Here is a 17,161-nt window from a genome sequence, read left to right as displayed (position 1 = left end):
TGAGAAACTTAAGGTTTTTTAATATAATTGAATTACTTTATCAAAAACTTTCCACTTACAAATTCAGATTGGTTTTCTAATCCAATTTTATAGATATAGACAGCTTTTGAAATGTCATTCAGAGGAAGTAATAATTCATTCTGTCCCTTTTTCAAAAAGACCTCAAACATACCAACTATATTACCATTCATATTATAGATATTGACTTTTGCTTTTGTAGCTTCTTTAAGATTAGCATAAAGAATGGTTTTGTTTTGATAATTGGTAACTCCTATTTTTCTCTCGTTTTCTGTTTCTATCATTCTGACATTCGAATACGTAAACTTTCCATTTGTATCTGTTTGTTTGATACGGTAATAGGTTTTTGTATGAAGTGGCTCAAAGTCCCAAAACTGATAGTTTTTGACAGAGCGAGCATTTAAGTTTCCTTTTTTGACTCCAATTTCTTCAAAATCAATTCCATTATCAGAACGTTCAATAGCAAATAATTGGTTTTGATATTCTGATAATGTTTTCCACTCTAAAAAAACATTGTCTTGTTCTTGGTTATATTTTGCATCAAAAGAAAGCCATGTAACAGGAAGAGGATTCAAATTATCTATTGTTCCTAATGTAAAAGGGCTAAACTGTGTAATATCTTGAGCTGACTTTACAGTTCCAGATGTTGTGTTTCCAGTAGTCATTGTGTTTCCTCTACTTTCCCATTGATTGGCATTTGTCCAATGAGCCACAACTAAACTTCCTAGGTTTCCTACTTCACTTTCTATTCCCCAAGATAGTGTAATTTGAGCATCAGAAATTCCAACTTCTCTATTCAAATTCCAATATTCTATCTGACTTACGTGGTCTAATGGAATAACAACAGGCTGATATGTTCCATAACCTGCAAAGAAATATTCTGCAAAAAATTGAGTAATCGTGCCTGTATTTTTTGTATGAATAGTAAGAGGACGATACACTCCTATCTTTCCAATAGGAAAAGTAAAATCTTCTATTTTATTAGAACGACGACGAGAAGCTCCTCTAATATGTCTGTCTGCATTTGCATCTGTATAGAAAGCATCTACGTCAAAAGTAAGAGGATTTGTAGTAGCAGCAAATACATTTCCTGACTGGAATAGAAATTCTCTTTTGATGATTGTTTCGTTGTTGATAGTCAAATCTCTACCACAATTCAGTGTTACATCATAAAAACTTTCTTCTCCTCCTACTGTCGTAATACTTTGATTGTTTCCACCTTCAAAAACAACTAGAGATTCACCTTCTTCAAAGTTAGATGTACCAATATTATTTATCCAATTTCCTCTAATATTAATTGTTCCGTCATTGATAAAACCTACATCATCATCCATATCCAAATAGCCTGTATTTTGAATAGTAAGGTTTTCATACACATCTAAACGAGCAGCACGATTATCAAACATTTTCAAGATTCTATTTTCTAAAATAATATTTTTCACTTCGGCAATATCCAAATATTCATTTGAGAAATCTGCACTTTGATTGATACGTGAATCTCCCACAGCAGTAGTTGTAAACTCTACATTAGTATATCTGTTAGGTACATAGAGCGAACTCCAATTCTGACAATCAAACCAGTTTTCATCTTTATCACCTATCCAATTTGATTTTATAGTAGGACTTGTTACAGTAAATACAGTTGTATGAACTGTAGCAGGTAGCGAAGAAGTATTTGTCCAATTCGCCATATTTATAATATATCCTAAAATAGTTCGTTGGTCTGCATTGCGAAGAGCAGGATTTGTGGTATCAAAATAAGAACCTACTTCTCCAGTTGGATGTGAAGTATTAATACAACGAATATGAGGGTGTAATCTTGAAGTACGAGCAGAAGAAACATTCACAGAGAAATTAACCCAATCTGCATCATTAGTCATTCCAAAAAGCACGTAACCATCAAAGTCTGTGCCTGTACTATTAAAATTTCCCTGCATAATATATATTTGGTCTGCTCCACTAGTACTTACATTTGGTTTTGCACTACCAAACCCAGGACTTGAAGTAATGTCTGGTCCTGCTGCTACTCCATTTATACGAACATTATCAGCATTATCTCCTGTTAGATTAGTAAATTCAAAACTAATAATTGACCCTGCTGGTAAATCTGTTGCTCGGTTATAAACAAACTCAATATACTCTCTTCCATCTTGCCATACATTACTTCTAATATTTGCTCCTGTGCCATTTTCATAAGTAGCATTTGCTATAATAAATTTAGTTCCTTGTTTTAGTGAAACCAAATTTGTGATTGCATACTCATCTCTTGCACCTCCTACACTTGCATCCCAACCCACAATCGCCATATCTCCAGGGAAAAGACGTGTACCAGTAAAAGGAGTTACATCGATTTGTACTTCATTAGAAATAACTGATTTTCCACAATTAAATAATGTTTCTACAACCATATAATACGTGCCTGCCGTTTCAAAATAAGGTCTTTGAGTGGTTTCTGCACCTAAGAAGTTAGTATATCCACTACCTGAAGTAGTAGAATATTTCCACCTTCTTGATTGAATAGAGTGTGATTCTGTTGCTGTAAGTACATCCCCATTCTGAAATTCTGATAAAGTTTGTATTCCTGCTGGAGAAATCGAAACGGTCAATAAATCAATCGTGATATCTGTTCCATTATCTGCTCCTTCTACATTTGGAATCGAACTTACTACACGAATACGGTAATTTGAACCCTGTGGTGTACCAGCCGAAATCGTAGCCGAAATAGATTGAGAACCTGTATTATCTGAAGTTACCGAACCAATCGTAGTAGGAACAGCAAAACTACCTGTTGCATCTGAAAGTTGTGCTGTAAAAGTTCCTGTATAAATTCCAGTAGGAGAATAAGTAAAAGGCACTGTTATAGATTCGCCCTGTGTAACAGTTACACATAAAGAAGTAGGAGTTATTATCCCTGTATTGAGTCCAATGATAGTATGTAAATTTCCACTATTAGCCGTTCCTGTTTTATTATTTGGAGCTGCAAAAGTAAAATCTGCTGTAGTAGTATTTGCTATTCCTACTGTATTATTAAGAGTTGCAGAAGAAGTAATGTCGGCTGTAACGAAAAAATAACGAATAGTATTAAGAGGAATAGATTCTGATAAAGAAGAGAATGTAATTGTTTCTCCATTTCCCGAAACCGAACTTGTAGAAGCTAGTTGTGTATCTCCACCATCAAAAGAACCATCAGTAGAAGCCCAAATTTTGAAACCATTTGCTGCAATGTCAGTAGTTGTGTATGTTCCATTTGTACGTAAAATAACTTGATTAAGTATAGCTAATCCATCTGTAACTGTTGCTCTTGTAGAAAATATAGGATTATTTGTACTTCCTCTTGCTATATTTGCATCTCCTGCATCTTGAAAAAATAAGTCAATAGAAGGAGTGGCTGTATTCCAAGTAACACTTACATTATCCAAAGCAATTCCATCTCTACTTCCTCCTCCCGAACTTGAGTAAGACCAACGTAAATAAACTGTTCCAGCTTGATTATCAAGAGCAGAAATATCTATACTTGTCTTTTGTGTAACTGTTCCTTCTGCCAACGAACCTGAATTATATAATCCTCCAAATACAGCAGAAAAACCAGCAGTTGGTGATGTAGTACTATACTCTAAATTAAACGTACAATCTCTAGTTTGTTCTCTTATCTTAATTATATCATAAGAAATTTCTAATCCTGATCGTCCAGAGGTATTATCTATTGCCAAAACTATTGAACTTGGGTCAAAATTACTTCCAGAACCTAGCAAACCAATTCTTGAACCGTAATTATAATTAGCTCCTGTGGTAGAAGAAGTAGTACCATTAATCATTGTAGCATCTAATGTAGTATTATTATAACTTGTCCAGCCTATAGGATAACTTGTACCACTTGCTGCTGGAGTAGCATTAAAATCTTGTGTGTAGGGAGGAGTTGCTGGTAAAGAAACTGGAGTTTGCCCAATAGCAAAACCAGTATAAAAGAAAAGTACAAAGAAGAGTAAAAGGTTTTTCATAATTATCTAAGTTTAAAAAATGTGTAAGATGAGCTAAATTTTTGATTGCTACCAATTATATATAGAATAATTTCTACTTATAAAATTAACTATTCACAAACTAAAAAAGCTAAATTTTACATTTAACTTTTGATTAATTTTTTAGCTTAATTTGAATGGTCATTAGAATAAATTTGTTTTACTCTACTAATTTTGATTAAATTTATTTTTTAATTTTTCAAGAAAATAACTTCATTTTGAAAACTGATAAAAATACCGTTTGGATAGTAGGCAATCGTTCTGACGCTATAGAGATTGCTAAAAATAATAATTTACGTGTAGTACTTCTGTACAATAAAAAGCTTAAAAATCATAAAGCTGACGTATTAAAACAAATCTCGTTCACATGGTCTAAACAAGAATGGAGGCTTTTTGTTGAAGATTTAATCAAAAAAGAGCCAAAACCAGTAGCTATCCTTGCACCAACTGAAAAATCAGTACTTCCTGCTGCTTGGATGAGTGATATAATAAAACCTAATAATTATATTCCCATTGAGGTTGCGTTGAATTGTACTCATAAGCCAACCATGAAAAGAGTCGCTCAAAAAAATGCGATACCTTGTGCTAATTTCTTAGAAAATGAGGCAGGAAATAATAAAATTTCAAAACAAGAGCTTATCGAAAAATTAGGTTTACCAATGGCTTTCAAAACCTGTACAGGGTCGGGAAGTAGAGGAGCTTTCATCATAAAGAAAGAAGAAGATGTTCCTAAATTTTTAAAAAAAGGATATATGGCAGAAAGTTTTGTAGAGGGAACAGAATGTAGTATTGAAGCTATTGTACAAAATGGAAAAGTCCTTTTTCAGAATATTACTGAATATACAGAACCTAAATTTGCTAATCTTGTTCCTGCTACTTTTTCATCAGAAGTTCAGAGTCAAATTTTTGAATTTAATAAAAAAATAATCATTGCTTTGGGTGCAAAAAATGGAATTACGCATACCGAAGTATTTATTCAAAAATTAGGTACAGATAAAATAAATTTAGTCTTTGGAGAAATGGCTCTTCGACCACCAGGAGGATATATTATGGAGCTTTTGAAACTTTCTTATGAAAAAGATTTTTGGCAAATTTGGTTAGATGCTTTTTTAGGAAACAAAATAGAACTAGAAAATACACAAAATCATTTTTATAGTGGTTTGCGTATGTTTCATCCATCAGCAGGAACTCTAAAATCTATAAAGGGAAAAGAATTTATAAAATCAATTCCTGAACTAAAAGAATTTACACTTTCTGTAAAACAAGGTTCTATTATTAATCAGCGAGAAGGAACAGGACAAAATGTGGGACATGTTGTAATAAAAGCAAAAGAGAGTCAAAAAATAAAATCTCTTTTAGAAGAAATCAAGCAAAAGCTAATTTTTGAAATGGAATAAAACTCAAAAAAACACCTTTATCATTCATTTGATAAAGGTGTTTTTTGAATAAAAAAATCATTAATAGCTAAAAAATAAATTAATTATATTTTGCATTATTGATTACTCCTTGAGTGATTTCTACTGACGAATTTAAAGAACATGATTTTGTATTAAATGTTCCTGTAACTGTTTTATTTGTAGTATCAATATTTGTAATTGTGATCTGACCTCCATCATTTGATGCACACGCATTCGAAACAAATGTACTTCCACCAATAGGAAGAGTACGATAAACCACAGAAGGAACAAGATTTACACCACTTGTATCAACAGAAGCATTTAGAGGCTGTGTGCCTACTTCTGCTTTAAATGAAATAATAAAAGTGCGTCCATTGCTACTTGCAGCCGTTAGCGAAATATTATCTCCAGTTTTAATTCCAGAAGAAAGGGAAGAAGCATTCCAAGGCGCACCATCGATAAGTGCTGAAATAACAGCATCAGGATTTACTTCCTCATCACCTTTACAAGACCACAGCGAAAATGTAAAAGCTAAAAAAGCAATAATAAGAACTGTATTTTTCCAATTAAATTTCATAAATATAGATTTTTTGAATAAGTAAGAGAATAAGATAAATTATAACGAATTATTTAAAAGTTGTAATTTAATAACTACAAAAACTAGCGCAAAAACCAAAATAATAACAAGCCACAATATATCAAAATTCTTAAAAGAATGTAAATATACACTATTTCGTTTTGGTCTATACGTTCAAAAATGAATTAATGCTGCTTTATGATTGATTTTCCTCAAAAAAGAAATTATTCTACAAAAACAATCTTCCCTATGAACCCTTCACTTCCATCTCTTTTAGAAACATAAACCAAATAAACACCACTTTTTGCTTTTACATTATTATAATCTGTTCCATTCCAAGTAGCAGTTCCTCCAAAAGAATTGGTTTCATAAACTAATCTACCACTAATATCAGTAATTTTGACATTTGCATCTTGTGTCAGTCCTTCAATGGCTACTACACCATTAAATTCTGGTCTTACAGGATTGGGAAATATTTTTATATTAGAAAAATCAGTTTTGGCTGCTGTTGATGTTCCACGATAAGAAATAATACCATTAGGCGTAGCAAAAAACACTTCTCCTGTTTCATCTTGAACTTCAATATCCAAAATTTGATTACTAAAAAGAGGACTGTTTTCTACTGTAAAATGTAAAAACTGTTTAGAAGCATCTTCTGTAAAAAGCCAAGCACCATTTGTAGTTCCAAACCATTTTCTATTTCCTCCATCTAATGAAATACTGGTAATAGTTTCATCTCGTAATAATTGCCTAGACTCAAAAAACACATCTCTAGCATTCAAATCTTGACTACTGAATATACCAAAAATATCAGAAAAAGTACGAACACTTGCACTCACTTCGGCTGGAGTTCCTATCCACATGACACCATTTTGGTCAGATTTGAGAGCTGTTATAGTATTAGAAGCTAAATTTCCTGCATTTACAGATTCTATCAAAACCTTACTTTCTCCTTCTTCATTAAAAACTAAAATACCTCCTTGTACAAAACGACTAAGCCTTGCCCAAACATTATTATTTTCATCAATCTCTAAAGATAAAGGAAAAGTAGTTCGGGTTTGATTAAATCTAAATCCTTTCCATGAAGAGGAATTATCATCGTTTGGCTTTTTTCTAAAATAAGCATCTTCTCTCAAATTACTTCCTGAAAGAGCTACCCAAAGATTACCCAAATTATCTGTTTCTACATCAATAACTCGGTTGTGAGGCAAAGGAGAATTGAGTGAATCAAAAACCGAAAATGTGTCATCGTTCAAGTTCCAAACCAAAATGCCATCTTGAAGAGAAGCAAAATAAACTCTATTTTCTATTTCGGAATAAGTTGCTCCTACCAAATCTCTAACATTTGGAATGGGTTTGCTAGTAATATCTCTGTTTTCTGCATTGTAATTTATCCATTCTCCCTTTTCAAAGACATAAAAACCTGTTGTTCTGTTCAAAGGTCTGAATGGGTCTGAATATCCTCCCGAAAAAGCAATTATCTTATCTTTTGCTTGTGTAAAACCCCACGTATTTTGGCTGTATGTTCCAGAAGGAAAAAGAGAAACAAAATTATCTGTGCTGTTTGTAGTACCATTTGTAACTAATCCTGTTCTGTTATCAGCTATCCATAGTGTTCCAGTTGAAGAAATGGCTTGGCGAGGAGCTTTTATTAAATCATTTTCTATCTTATTTACTTGAAAAGAAGAAGAAACCCCTTCAATTTGATAAATTCCTGTTTCAGAAGAGATAAAAACGCTTGTTAAATTTGTTCTATCTTCACTTATATCATACACAGTCGAAATAGGAATTTGAGAAATTTGATTAGTAGTTGTTCCGTTATAGTTAAAAACACCTTCATTTTGGATAGAAAAAAATACTGTTGAGCCATTTGAGCCAATAGATTCTATAACTTTATTTTGTGTTGAAGGAATAGTTTGCCAGTTTCTAAAATCATTTTTATTGACCGAAGAATTGAGTGAAATATAACGAATTCCTTTTTCGGTAGCTGCATAAATACTATTATCTTGAATTGTCGTAGCAAAGACCTTTATAATTTCTCCATTTTCACCTAGGTTTTGATAGGAATTTCTGATACGTTTGTTGGTGGGATTTTCTACATCAACTTCTAAAATACCAACATTTGTACTTATCCAAACTACATTTTGAAGATAATAAATATGATAGATTTGTTTGTCCAAAATAGCTAAATTTTCAAAGAAAACAGGGAAATTTTTGATTTCATTATCAGATAAAAAATCTATATTTCCATTCTTATAAGCAATCAAAAGCTGTTCGATATTAGGTAAGTACTGTAAATAAGCAATTCCAATATCCGAAAGCCCATCTATTCTTGAAACAACCTCAAGATTTGAGAATTCTTTATCATAAAAAAACAGACCATTTTGAGAAGCTACATATACTTTTTCTGTACTTGTAGCCAACGTTTGAGCATCAAAATAAGTCAAATGAGTTCGCCATTCGCCTAATGCAATATTTTCTTGATTTTGTGCAGCTACAAAAGTTTGTAAGGAAAAAGTAATATAAATAGTTGTGAGAAGAAGCAGAAAAATCAAATTCTTGTAAATGAGTGAGTTATTCAGGTTTTGAAACCTATTTATTAGACTTTTCATATTTTTTATATAAACTTATAGGTAAAATTTTCGTAATGCAGAACGCATATTTATTCACGTTTCAAAAAAACAAAATTAATTTCAAATAATCTTTGCTTTTCTGATTTTTTAAGTATTATTTTGTGCCTTTAATTGTTGGAAGTTATGCAAGGTGCAATACTTCTTTAATAATTACTACTTACTAATTTAGTTCTCTCTAAACGAACGATTCTTTTTAAACAGAAAAAACATGAAAACTCTTAAAACTATTGCTTTTGCTTCTCTTGTAGCTTTTTCTACTTTGACTTTCACTGCTTGTGATGGTACAAAATCAAGTGATGCTACTACTGACACTACTGCTGTAGAAGTTACTACTGAAGATTTACTTAATGAAGCTGATAATGCTGCTGACAACATGATGGAAGCTGTTGATTCTACTGCTGCTGGAATGGAAGCTGCTGTTGATTCTACTGAAGCTGCTGTTGAAGAAGCAACAGACGGTATGTAAAAACCAAAAATAGATTTTTAAAAGGTCTATTTTTATAAAAAATAAGTAAAGGCTATCATTTAGAAAGTGATAGCTTTTTTTAGTGCCTATTATTTTGCTCCTAAAATTTAGTTAAGATTATAAATTATTAATATTATTTTGTATTTTAGACTGTGTAATTTTAACTATGCAAAGATTTATACTTGATAAAAAGTAGTTTTAGAATTTTTCACTCCTATCAGTACATCTTCAAGATGCCAGATAGTTAGTATTTAAACTGCACTGACAGTTTTTATTCTAAAACTAAAAATTGACTGAGTATATCAAATAAATTTTAGGATATAATTTATAAAAATAGCGATGAAATTCTCCAAAAAATTAGGTTTCTTTAGTGCTTTTTCACTTCCTTGTATGCTCATTTTGGGTTATTATTTGGGAGGAATAGGAAATTATCTGACAATTATATTTGTTTTTGGTATAATCCCACTTTTAGACTATTATATCGGAACAGATACAGAAAATATTGAGAAAGAAGATGAAAAAGAATTGAGCCAAGAACTATTTTTTAAGTTTGTGCTTTATTCTTGGGTTTTTATTCAGCTTGGACTTTTGACGTGGGCAATGACTGTTATCATTTCTAATGCACTTTTTTGGTGGGAGGCTATTGGTTTTACTATTTCATTAGGATTGGTGACAGGAGGGGTAGGAATCACAGTAGCACACGAGCTTGGACACAAGACTGACAAGCTAGACCAATTCTTTAGTAAAGTTTTACTCTTTACAGTTGGTTATATGCACTTTTTCATCGAACATAACCGAGGACACCACGTTTGGGTAGCTACGCCACATGATGCAGCCACATCACAAAAAAATGAATCCTTTTATCACTTTTGGATAAGAAGTGTAACAGAAAGCTACAAACATGCTTGGAAACTAGAAAACGAAAGGCTAGAACGCAAAAATACACCCAAGAAAAGTAGTGAAAATGCAATGATTTGGTACACAGCTTTACCTATTTTGGGAGTGATTATTTCTACACTTTATTTTTCAATTCATAAAGGAAGTTTTGCTTGGGAAGTTCTTATTTTATTAGTTTTTCAAGCTATTATTGGATTTTCACTTTTAGAAGCTGTTAATTATGTAGAACATTATGGAATAGTCAGAAAGGAAATTTCTCCCAGTCGTTATGAACGAGTTAATCCATTTCATTCATGGAACAGTAGCCATAAAGTAAGTAATTTTATTCTCTTTCAGCTTCAACGCCATTCTGACCATCACGCTTTTGCTACTCGTGAATATCAAGTTTTGAGACATTTTGATGAAAGCCCACAACTTCCTTCTGGCTATCCTACTATGATTTTGATGGCTCTTGTTCCTACTCTTTGGTTTAGGAAAATGAACCCTATTTTAGAACATTGGAAAGAAGCTGTTTATGAAAAGGCGAGTTAGAATATAGTTTTTTGATTTGGAAATAAAACTAATTTTAGTTTTTATAGAGATGACTTAAATCACCAAATTTATTTGAATCTTATGTAAATTATCAAAATTCAATTTTTAACCAGTAAAAAATTTATCAAAAATAAATTCAAAATGAAAATACTTTATTTTATAACAGGCACAAGCAGTGGAATTGGCTATGCACTAACCAACCATATTCTAGCAAATCAAACTGATATACACGTACACGGAATTTCTCGTAAAAGATTAATTCATCATCAAAATTACACACACCATACACTTGATTTGGCTGATTTAGAAGATGTAAATCGTTTTTTTGATGAACTAAAAATTTCTAAAAAAGAAGCATTAGAAACCCAAAAAGTAGTTTTGATAAATAATGCAGGAACTTTAGGAGAAGTTGGGTATGTTGGCAAACTAGATAATAAAGATATTGTCCAAACTATGACTATCAATACACTTTCACCTTTTCTTTTAATGAATGAATTTTTGAAGAAATTTGGCAAAGAAACCTATATTAATGCTAACAAAAAATCTGTACCTCTTGAAAAATTAATTATTAATATTTCTTCGGGTGCAGGAAAGCGTCCGATTGATGGTTGGGCTTCTTATTGTGCTTCTAAAGCTGGGTTGAATCTTTTTAGTGAAGTAATAAAGGAAGAAGAAAAACACCTCAATCAAAACACACACGTTTTCAATATTTCGGTGGGTGTGGTGGATACAAATATGCAGGCACAAATACGAAAAACAGAAGAAAGTCAGTTTTCGAATGTAGAATACTTTAAGGAATTAAAAAAGAATAACGAGCTTGCATCACCAACATTTATAGCTGGAAAAATTTATTCTATTATAGAACAACCACAAAACTTTGAGGATATTTGGCAAAAATTGCAGTAAGTGATTAGCGAGTGATTTATATGATAAAAGGCAGGATAATAACAGAGCGTAATTTCTTGTTTTAGAACAAAACTTTCCATTTAATCGTAAAATGATAAAAAAACCTCAAAATTTTTGCAACAATGAAACAGCACCAAAATAAAAAAGAAGACAAAGAAGTAGAAAAAAATTCTACTCAAATTCAAAAAGAAATAAAACATATTGAAAATTCAAAAGATAAAATCACAGAACTTTCAGAAGAAGAACAAGAAGAATTGAGAGCCAAAGCTAGAGAACGTTATAATCGTTTGAATGGTTGTGGTGGGTAATTTTTGATAAAAATAAATACAAAAACAGGGTTAAAACCCTGTTTTTATAATATTCATTATAAGAACAGACTAGGAAGTCTGTTATACGTTAGTAACCACCTTGAAACTTACGAACGCCCCATTCAAAACTAGCAAGTCCAATAATCAAGAGCATAATCCACCAAAGATTAATCACTTCTGAAAGTTGTTCGTTTCTAAAAACAGTTGGCGTAGGAATCTGATTTTGTAGAGAATCTTGTAAAACTTGTAGATTAGAAAGGGTATAAAAATTACCTTTATTTTGCTGTGCCAATCGTCGCATGACACCAAAATCTGCCGTAGCATTTAGGCTTTCTAGTTTTATTTCTTTTACTGTAAATTGTCCGATAGAAATTTCTGTTTTTCCGTCTAATTGTGTCGTCGCTTTAAAGGAATATGCACCCTCAGGAAGCACAGAAGTCGAATATCTAAATGGAGAAGAATTATTTGTAAAGGTATAAGTTCTTGTTTTTCCTTCTTCGTCTTTGATTTCTAAACGGATATTTTGTCCTAAAAGAGGTTCGTAAATAGCATTATATACTTCTACATCAAAACTCACACCATCAGAAGTAGAAAATTGAGAAGCTGTTGGAGCAACTCTAAAACGTCTTTTGTCTTCTTTAGTAGAAAGATATTGAATTATTTTACTCAAAAGAGCATCATATCCTTCTTGGTTTTTATTTTCTGCATATTCATTCAATCGCCATTGCCACGTATTTTCGGCAAGCCAAATGCCTGTTTTTTTGCCGTTTTGTTCGCTCATTACCACCAACGGTTTTTTGGTTTGGATATTTCCCACTCGTTGATACAACATAATTTCAGCTTGTGGCGAAATATCATAATCAGCAAAAGGAACAAGTGCAGGAGGATAGGAAGCAAAACGACTTTTTTGTTCGTCTGTCAGATAAAACTTTGAAAAATTAGAGTTCCAAAATGGAATTACTTTATCCGATTGATTTCCTAAAGGACGAATTTTCACACCTGTATTTAAAGAATTAAAAGCATTATAATCACTTTGCGCTCCAATAATGAAAAGTTCGGCAGAAGTCATCTTTCGAAGTTTTTCTAAAATTGGCAATGGTCTTCCCATTTTATCAGGGAATTGGTGATAAATAATAAGGTCGTATTTGTCTTCTAAATTTGTTGGACGCAAATAAGGCAAATAAATATCAAACTTATAATTTTCATTTTTTTCTATCGCTGCACGAAATGCTTTTATGTCTGGATGAGGCGCACCTGCAACTAAAAGTATTTTTTCTTTGCTGTCAATAATGTCAATATAAGCGTGGGCTGTGTTGTTTTGAGTCGTAAATTCTCCTTCTTGTGGCACAATCGTAACAACATAATGCTGAATACCTTTTGAAGTTGCTTTTACTAAAAACTCTATGCTTTTAAGGTCGTTTTGAGCAGAACTAAATTTTACTTTTTGAGTAGAAATAGTTTTTCCATTTTGTGATAAAACTGCCGTAATTCCTCTATTCTCAAAACCTGTATGCGTAACTTCTGCAACTATAGGAAATTGATTTCCTAAATATGCCATTTTATTATGAAAAAGACTTTTAAGAATAATATCTTTTTTCGGAATTGTATCGCCTACACCAATCGTTTGAAGTGAAAAAGAATAAGGCGAAATATCAGGCGAAAGGCCTTGATTATAAGCACCATCTGAAAGCAAAACTACATTGGAAAGGTTGCGATTTTCGAATTCACTTTGAATGCTTTTGAGTAAATCACTAATTGGAGAAGAGGTATAATTGAATTTTATTTTATCCGTATTATTATCAATATTACCTTTTATACTATCGCTTTCTAATTCTGTCAAAGTTCTGTATTCTATATCAAATCCTTTTTCTTGCAGGTTTTGAGCTGTTTTTTGAATAGAATTTAAAGCCGAATTTATCTTTGTAGAATCTTCTTGCAATAAAATAGAAGCCGAATTATCAATCGCAAAAACAACTGTAGGATTTTCGTAACGAGTAATAAATTGCTGCATCAAAAGTCCTATTAATAAAATAGCAAGAACAGAAACCCACAAAAAACGAATGGCAGCCAATGCTTTTTGCCAGTTTTTGCCCCATGGTGAACTCCTTTTATAATACAACAAAGCAGCATAACCAGCTCCTAAAAGCAAAGCTACAATAATCCAAGCACTAGAATATTCTGTTAAAAAGATAGGCATTTATGTTAATGAAATTATGAATTACGATGAATACATTTTTTAAACCACAGAGAAATAAAGAGTTTAGAGAGTAAATACATTTCAAAACTACACTTCTATTTTTTGGTCTAAGAACTATTTGGATAGTTTGAAACGAAAATAAGCAATTCTAAAATAGTAAAGAAACAAAAAACAAAACCTTATGAATTTTTGAGGTTCATAAGGCTTTATTTGAACTATTTTATTTTTCTAATTCTATAACTTCCAAGATAACCCAATAGTTGGTGTTAATGAAGGAGTAAAAGGACTTATTTGGACAGGTTTGAAGGTAATTGCAGAAGGTTTGAAACTAGGATAAAAATTCTTTTCTGTGTTTTCAAAACGAGAATTATATTCACTCAAACGATTTCTTATTGGTGTTCTGGAAAGAATAACTAACTGTCTTCCTCCATACCAAACTCCACCTGCTGCTGCTAAAATTGTTAATCCTCTTGTAGCAACTTGACTATCTCCTACACTCGTTGCAGCCATACCAAACCCAAAAAAACCTACCCAATACCCTACTACTTGCACAGACCTTCCTCCTATTGTTCCTAGTTTGGATTTATCTATTGCTCGTACTATTTCTTTCTCGCCTAAATCTTTCATTAATTTCCTTCCTTGTCCCATAGTGATAGCCTTTTTTTCATCTCTTAAATAAAATTTAGCTGTTCTCCTATGAAATTCTAAAGGTTGCTCTTTCCATTCACTAGTATAAGTGCTATATAATCCATATTCTACTTTATTGATTTTTACCTTATTGATCTGCGTGGTACTTTCAACTTCAACAGTAGAACTTACATTTTTTTCACGTTGTTCATTTCCATACACTCGTTGCTTAAAAAAGACCTGTGCAGAAACTGAAAAGCAAATTAGATTGGCTAAAAGAAATAAAATTATATACTTCATAGTTAAATATTTTTTTTGTAATTATTAGTGATATTAATAAAGAAATAATTCTCTAAGTTTTCTTCTCCATGTGTCTTCTTTCTCATAAGAAGTTTTACCTCGGATAAGTTCTGTTGTTACTAAGCCATTTTGCAAATTTTGTACTTGCATAAATACACCATAATCATCCTTGTCTAAAATGATAATTATACGAGCCAAGTATTTTGTGTCATATTTTTCTTGTATTTTTTTGAGTTGAGGAATATCAACTAACTTCATTTGTTGTACTGCACCTCTGTTATAATATGCTCCTAATGAAGAATATAAACTAGCCAAATCATTATATTTTTCTACATCTTGAGCCGTAAAAGCATCAGGACTTACAACAGAGAATTTACTTTTTATCCTTCTTATTTCATTAAACTCTTTTACTTTTGCTGTTAGTTCTTTTTGTTCTTTGTCAAAAAAATCTATCCAAGATTCTTTCTTTTTCTTCTTATCAATCCGAACCAAAACAGGTCTAACCAAAATCATATTTTCTCTAAGTATAATACCTGGTGTACCAGCAGTTACTCCAAAAGCAGAAGTAGAACGCTCATAATCATCTGCTGCTTTTGTGATATAGGTCTCAAATGCTCTATCTGCATTATCTCTACGAGCAACATTATCAATACTATCTTCACCTGAATATTGTAAATCAAATAGTGCTTTGATTCCCATTTTAAGTCCTCTTTCTTGATCTAAAAGACCTATATCTTTTACTTTTTGATTTGTCTTTATTTTAGTCCAAGCTTCCTGCATAATTCCCATATCCTCTAATTTTCTCATCGCAACAGTATATTCTCTCTTTTGGGTAATATCAGAACCATATGCATATCCTCTCCTAGTAATTTTCAATTCCTCTTCAAAAAATAATTTTGGAATAAAATAATAGAAATATTCATACTCTTTATATTTATCAGCAAATTCTATCATGTGAGTAGCAGCCAAAACAGCAATTTGGTCGTGATGCAAATCTTCTAAAGCATAAAACCAGTTTCTACCCTTCCAGTTGATTTCATTGTATGGATGTTCTAAATAAATTCGTTTGCCATAAATATCATAAGCAGCCAAACCATATAAAGATTTTACAATACAGAGTTCTGAATACTTACTTTTGCTGTATTGAGATTCCAAAATCAACGCAGTATAGATAGCATCTACAAATTGCTCTTCTTGCAAATAGAGATTACAAAGTTCGAAACGAGCTATTTTTTGAGCTAACTTAAATCGTTCTTCTGAAACTAAATATTTGTCTCCCTCATTTTCGGCTTTTGAAGCCATTTTTGTTAAAGCAATTTTTTTTCTTTCTTCAATATCTGGGTGAGTTTGTAAGGTCTTTATTTTTTCTATTTCCTTCTCACTCAGTTTTGGCATTTCTACAAAATGAGTAGTGTCTCTATAATAGAAACTATCAGGAAGATTGACATAAGAGTTATTCAAGAATTTACTTTCAAAAACAAGCGTATCAAAAGGATAACGAGAGTTTTTTAATGCCTCAAAAGCAGCTACAGCTTCTGATAAATCATAAGAAGTTTTACTAAAAATTTCCCAACCTTCATCATCAGCCTCTATTTCTTGTTCTTTTGAATACGAACTCTTTTTGGCTTGTTCTTCATAGACTGATTTTGACCTAGAAAGCAAACGAGTAATACTTCCTTTACTTTCACTTCTTACTTCTTCATTATAAAGAAATTGATTGATACTATGTTTTTTGGTAAAATGAGTAATTTCATGAGCTAGAATAAAGGCAAGTTGCGCTTCATTATCTAAATGCGCTAGAAGTCCTAAATTGACAAAAATAAATCCTTCTGGCGTAGTAAAAGCATTTACAGAATGTTCTTTAGTTACATAAAAATGTATTTTGCCTTGTAAATCTGGATAATTTTCTAATACTTTATTTCCTACTTCTTGTACATAAGTAGTAACTGTATCGCCAAACAAAACCGAACCACTCCAAAGAAGTTGGTTCAAATGATAACTAGAAATAACATCAAACTTATCTTTATTTTCCTCTAAATCTTTATCAACAGTAAGAATATTTTTTTCTCTCTTTGCTTTGTAAAAATCACTGGTACGCTTCAAAAATGCTTCAGGAATTTTTCCTTTTGCTTCTAAAGGTTGATAGTTATCAAAATCTAAAGTAAAATTTTGAGCAAAACTATTCGAATTAATAGATACAAATAGCAGAAACATACTACTAAAAACAATGCGATGAACGAAAGTAGGATTCATTTGATAAGAATAAGTCTTTTGAATAAACTGATTGA

The 17,161-nt window shown here is 31.7% G+C and carries 11 protein-coding genes; 5 read left to right on the top strand and 6 right to left on the bottom strand.

Annotated features, from left to right (window positions below; all coding sequences use genetic code 11):
- Positions 1-32 precede the first annotated feature (32 nt).
- Entirely contained in the window at positions 33-4,016 is a 3,984-nt protein-coding gene (locus ACE193_RS13550) for a hypothetical protein (RefSeq protein ID WP_375558762.1), read from the bottom strand.
- A gap of 236 nt (positions 4,017-4,252) precedes the next feature.
- Here ACE193_RS13550 and ACE193_RS13545 point away from each other — a divergent pair, with 236 nt between their 5' ends.
- Positions 4,253-5,431, top strand: a complete 1,179-nt coding sequence (locus ACE193_RS13545) for an acetyl-CoA carboxylase biotin carboxylase subunit family protein (RefSeq protein WP_375558761.1) — start codon at positions 4,253-4,255, stop codon at positions 5,429-5,431.
- Positions 5,432-5,510: 79 nt separating this feature from the next.
- Here ACE193_RS13545 and ACE193_RS13540 read toward each other — a convergent pair whose 3' ends face one another.
- Positions 5,511-6,008, bottom strand: coding sequence for a DUF6252 family protein (locus ACE193_RS13540; protein ID WP_375558760.1), 498 nt, complete (start codon positions 6,006-6,008; stop codon positions 5,511-5,513).
- A 224-nt stretch (positions 6,009-6,232) separates the two neighbouring features.
- The gene (locus ACE193_RS13535; protein ID WP_375558759.1) at positions 6,233-8,620 is read right to left on the bottom strand and encodes a two-component regulator propeller domain-containing protein; all 2,388 of its coding nucleotides are present in this window, start codon (positions 8,618-8,620) and stop codon (positions 6,233-6,235) included.
- A 229-nt stretch (positions 8,621-8,849) separates the two neighbouring features.
- On the opposite strand from ACE193_RS13535, the gene ACE193_RS13530 reads away from it, so the two are divergent.
- From ACE193_RS13530 to ACE193_RS13515, 4 genes are all read left to right on the top strand, one after another.
- Positions 8,850-9,107, top strand: a complete 258-nt coding sequence (locus tag ACE193_RS13530; RefSeq protein ID WP_375558758.1) for a hypothetical protein — start codon at positions 8,850-8,852, stop codon at positions 9,105-9,107.
- Positions 9,108-9,446: 339 nt separating this feature from the next.
- A complete protein-coding gene (locus tag ACE193_RS13525; RefSeq protein ID WP_375558757.1) occupies positions 9,447-10,535 on the top strand; it encodes an alkane 1-monooxygenase in 1,089 nt (362 codons plus the stop codon).
- A gap of 141 nt (positions 10,536-10,676) precedes the next feature.
- Positions 10,677-11,441, top strand: a complete 765-nt coding sequence (locus ACE193_RS13520; protein WP_375558756.1) for an SDR family NAD(P)-dependent oxidoreductase — start codon at positions 10,677-10,679, stop codon at positions 11,439-11,441.
- 122 nt (positions 11,442-11,563) lie between these two features.
- Positions 11,564-11,749, top strand: coding sequence for a hypothetical protein (locus tag ACE193_RS13515; protein WP_375558755.1), 186 nt, complete (start codon positions 11,564-11,566; stop codon positions 11,747-11,749).
- 88 nt (positions 11,750-11,837) lie between these two features.
- Here ACE193_RS13515 and ACE193_RS13510 read toward each other — a convergent pair whose 3' ends face one another.
- From ACE193_RS13510 to ACE193_RS13500, 3 genes are all read right to left on the bottom strand, one after another.
- The gene (locus ACE193_RS13510; protein ID WP_375558754.1) at positions 11,838-13,946 is read right to left on the bottom strand and encodes a VWA domain-containing protein; all 2,109 of its coding nucleotides are present in this window, start codon (positions 13,944-13,946) and stop codon (positions 11,838-11,840) included.
- Between the two features lie 234 nt (positions 13,947-14,180).
- Complete coding sequence (locus tag ACE193_RS13505) at positions 14,181-14,873, bottom strand: hypothetical protein (protein WP_375558753.1); 693 nt, start codon at positions 14,871-14,873, stop codon at positions 14,181-14,183.
- A 33-nt stretch (positions 14,874-14,906) separates the two neighbouring features.
- A complete protein-coding gene (locus ACE193_RS13500; RefSeq protein WP_375558752.1) occupies positions 14,907-17,126 on the bottom strand; it encodes a M48 family metallopeptidase in 2,220 nt (739 codons plus the stop codon).
- Positions 17,127-17,161 lie beyond the last annotated feature (35 nt).

Origin of the sequence: Bernardetia aquimarina (assembly GCF_042180575.1) — a bacterium.
GTDB lineage: Bacteria > Bacteroidota > Bacteroidia > Cytophagales > Bernardetiaceae > Bernardetia.
The sequence above is the reverse complement of the archived record's forward strand: the minus strand, read 5'-3'. Positions and strand labels throughout refer to the sequence as shown.

Excerpts from the sequence above, each read along its gene's own strand:
- ACE193_RS13550 (WP_375558762.1), bottom strand. The coding sequence starts at position 4,016 with ATGAAAAACCTTTTACTCTTCTTTGTACTTTTCTTTTATACTGGTTTT.
- ACE193_RS13540 (WP_375558760.1), bottom strand. The coding sequence starts at position 6,008 with ATGAAATTTAATTGGAAAAATACAGTTCTTATTATTGCTTTTTTAGCT.
- ACE193_RS13535 (WP_375558759.1), bottom strand. The coding sequence starts at position 8,620 with ATGAAAAGTCTAATAAATAGGTTTCAAAACCTGAATAACTCACTCATT.
- ACE193_RS13530 (WP_375558758.1), top strand. The coding sequence starts at position 8,850 with ATGAAAACTCTTAAAACTATTGCTTTTGCTTCTCTTGTAGCTTTTTCT.
- ACE193_RS13525 (WP_375558757.1), top strand. The coding sequence starts at position 9,447 with ATGAAATTCTCCAAAAAATTAGGTTTCTTTAGTGCTTTTTCACTTCCT.
- ACE193_RS13520 (WP_375558756.1), top strand. The coding sequence starts at position 10,677 with ATGAAAATACTTTATTTTATAACAGGCACAAGCAGTGGAATTGGCTAT.
- ACE193_RS13515 (WP_375558755.1), top strand. The coding sequence starts at position 11,564 with ATGAAACAGCACCAAAATAAAAAAGAAGACAAAGAAGTAGAAAAAAAT.
- ACE193_RS13510 (WP_375558754.1), bottom strand. The coding sequence starts at position 13,946 with ATGCCTATCTTTTTAACAGAATATTCTAGTGCTTGGATTATTGTAGCT.
- ACE193_RS13505 (WP_375558753.1), bottom strand. The coding sequence starts at position 14,873 with ATGAAGTATATAATTTTATTTCTTTTAGCCAATCTAATTTGCTTTTCA.
- ACE193_RS13500 (WP_375558752.1), bottom strand. The coding sequence starts at position 17,126 with ATGAATCCTACTTTCGTTCATCGCATTGTTTTTAGTAGTATGTTTCTG.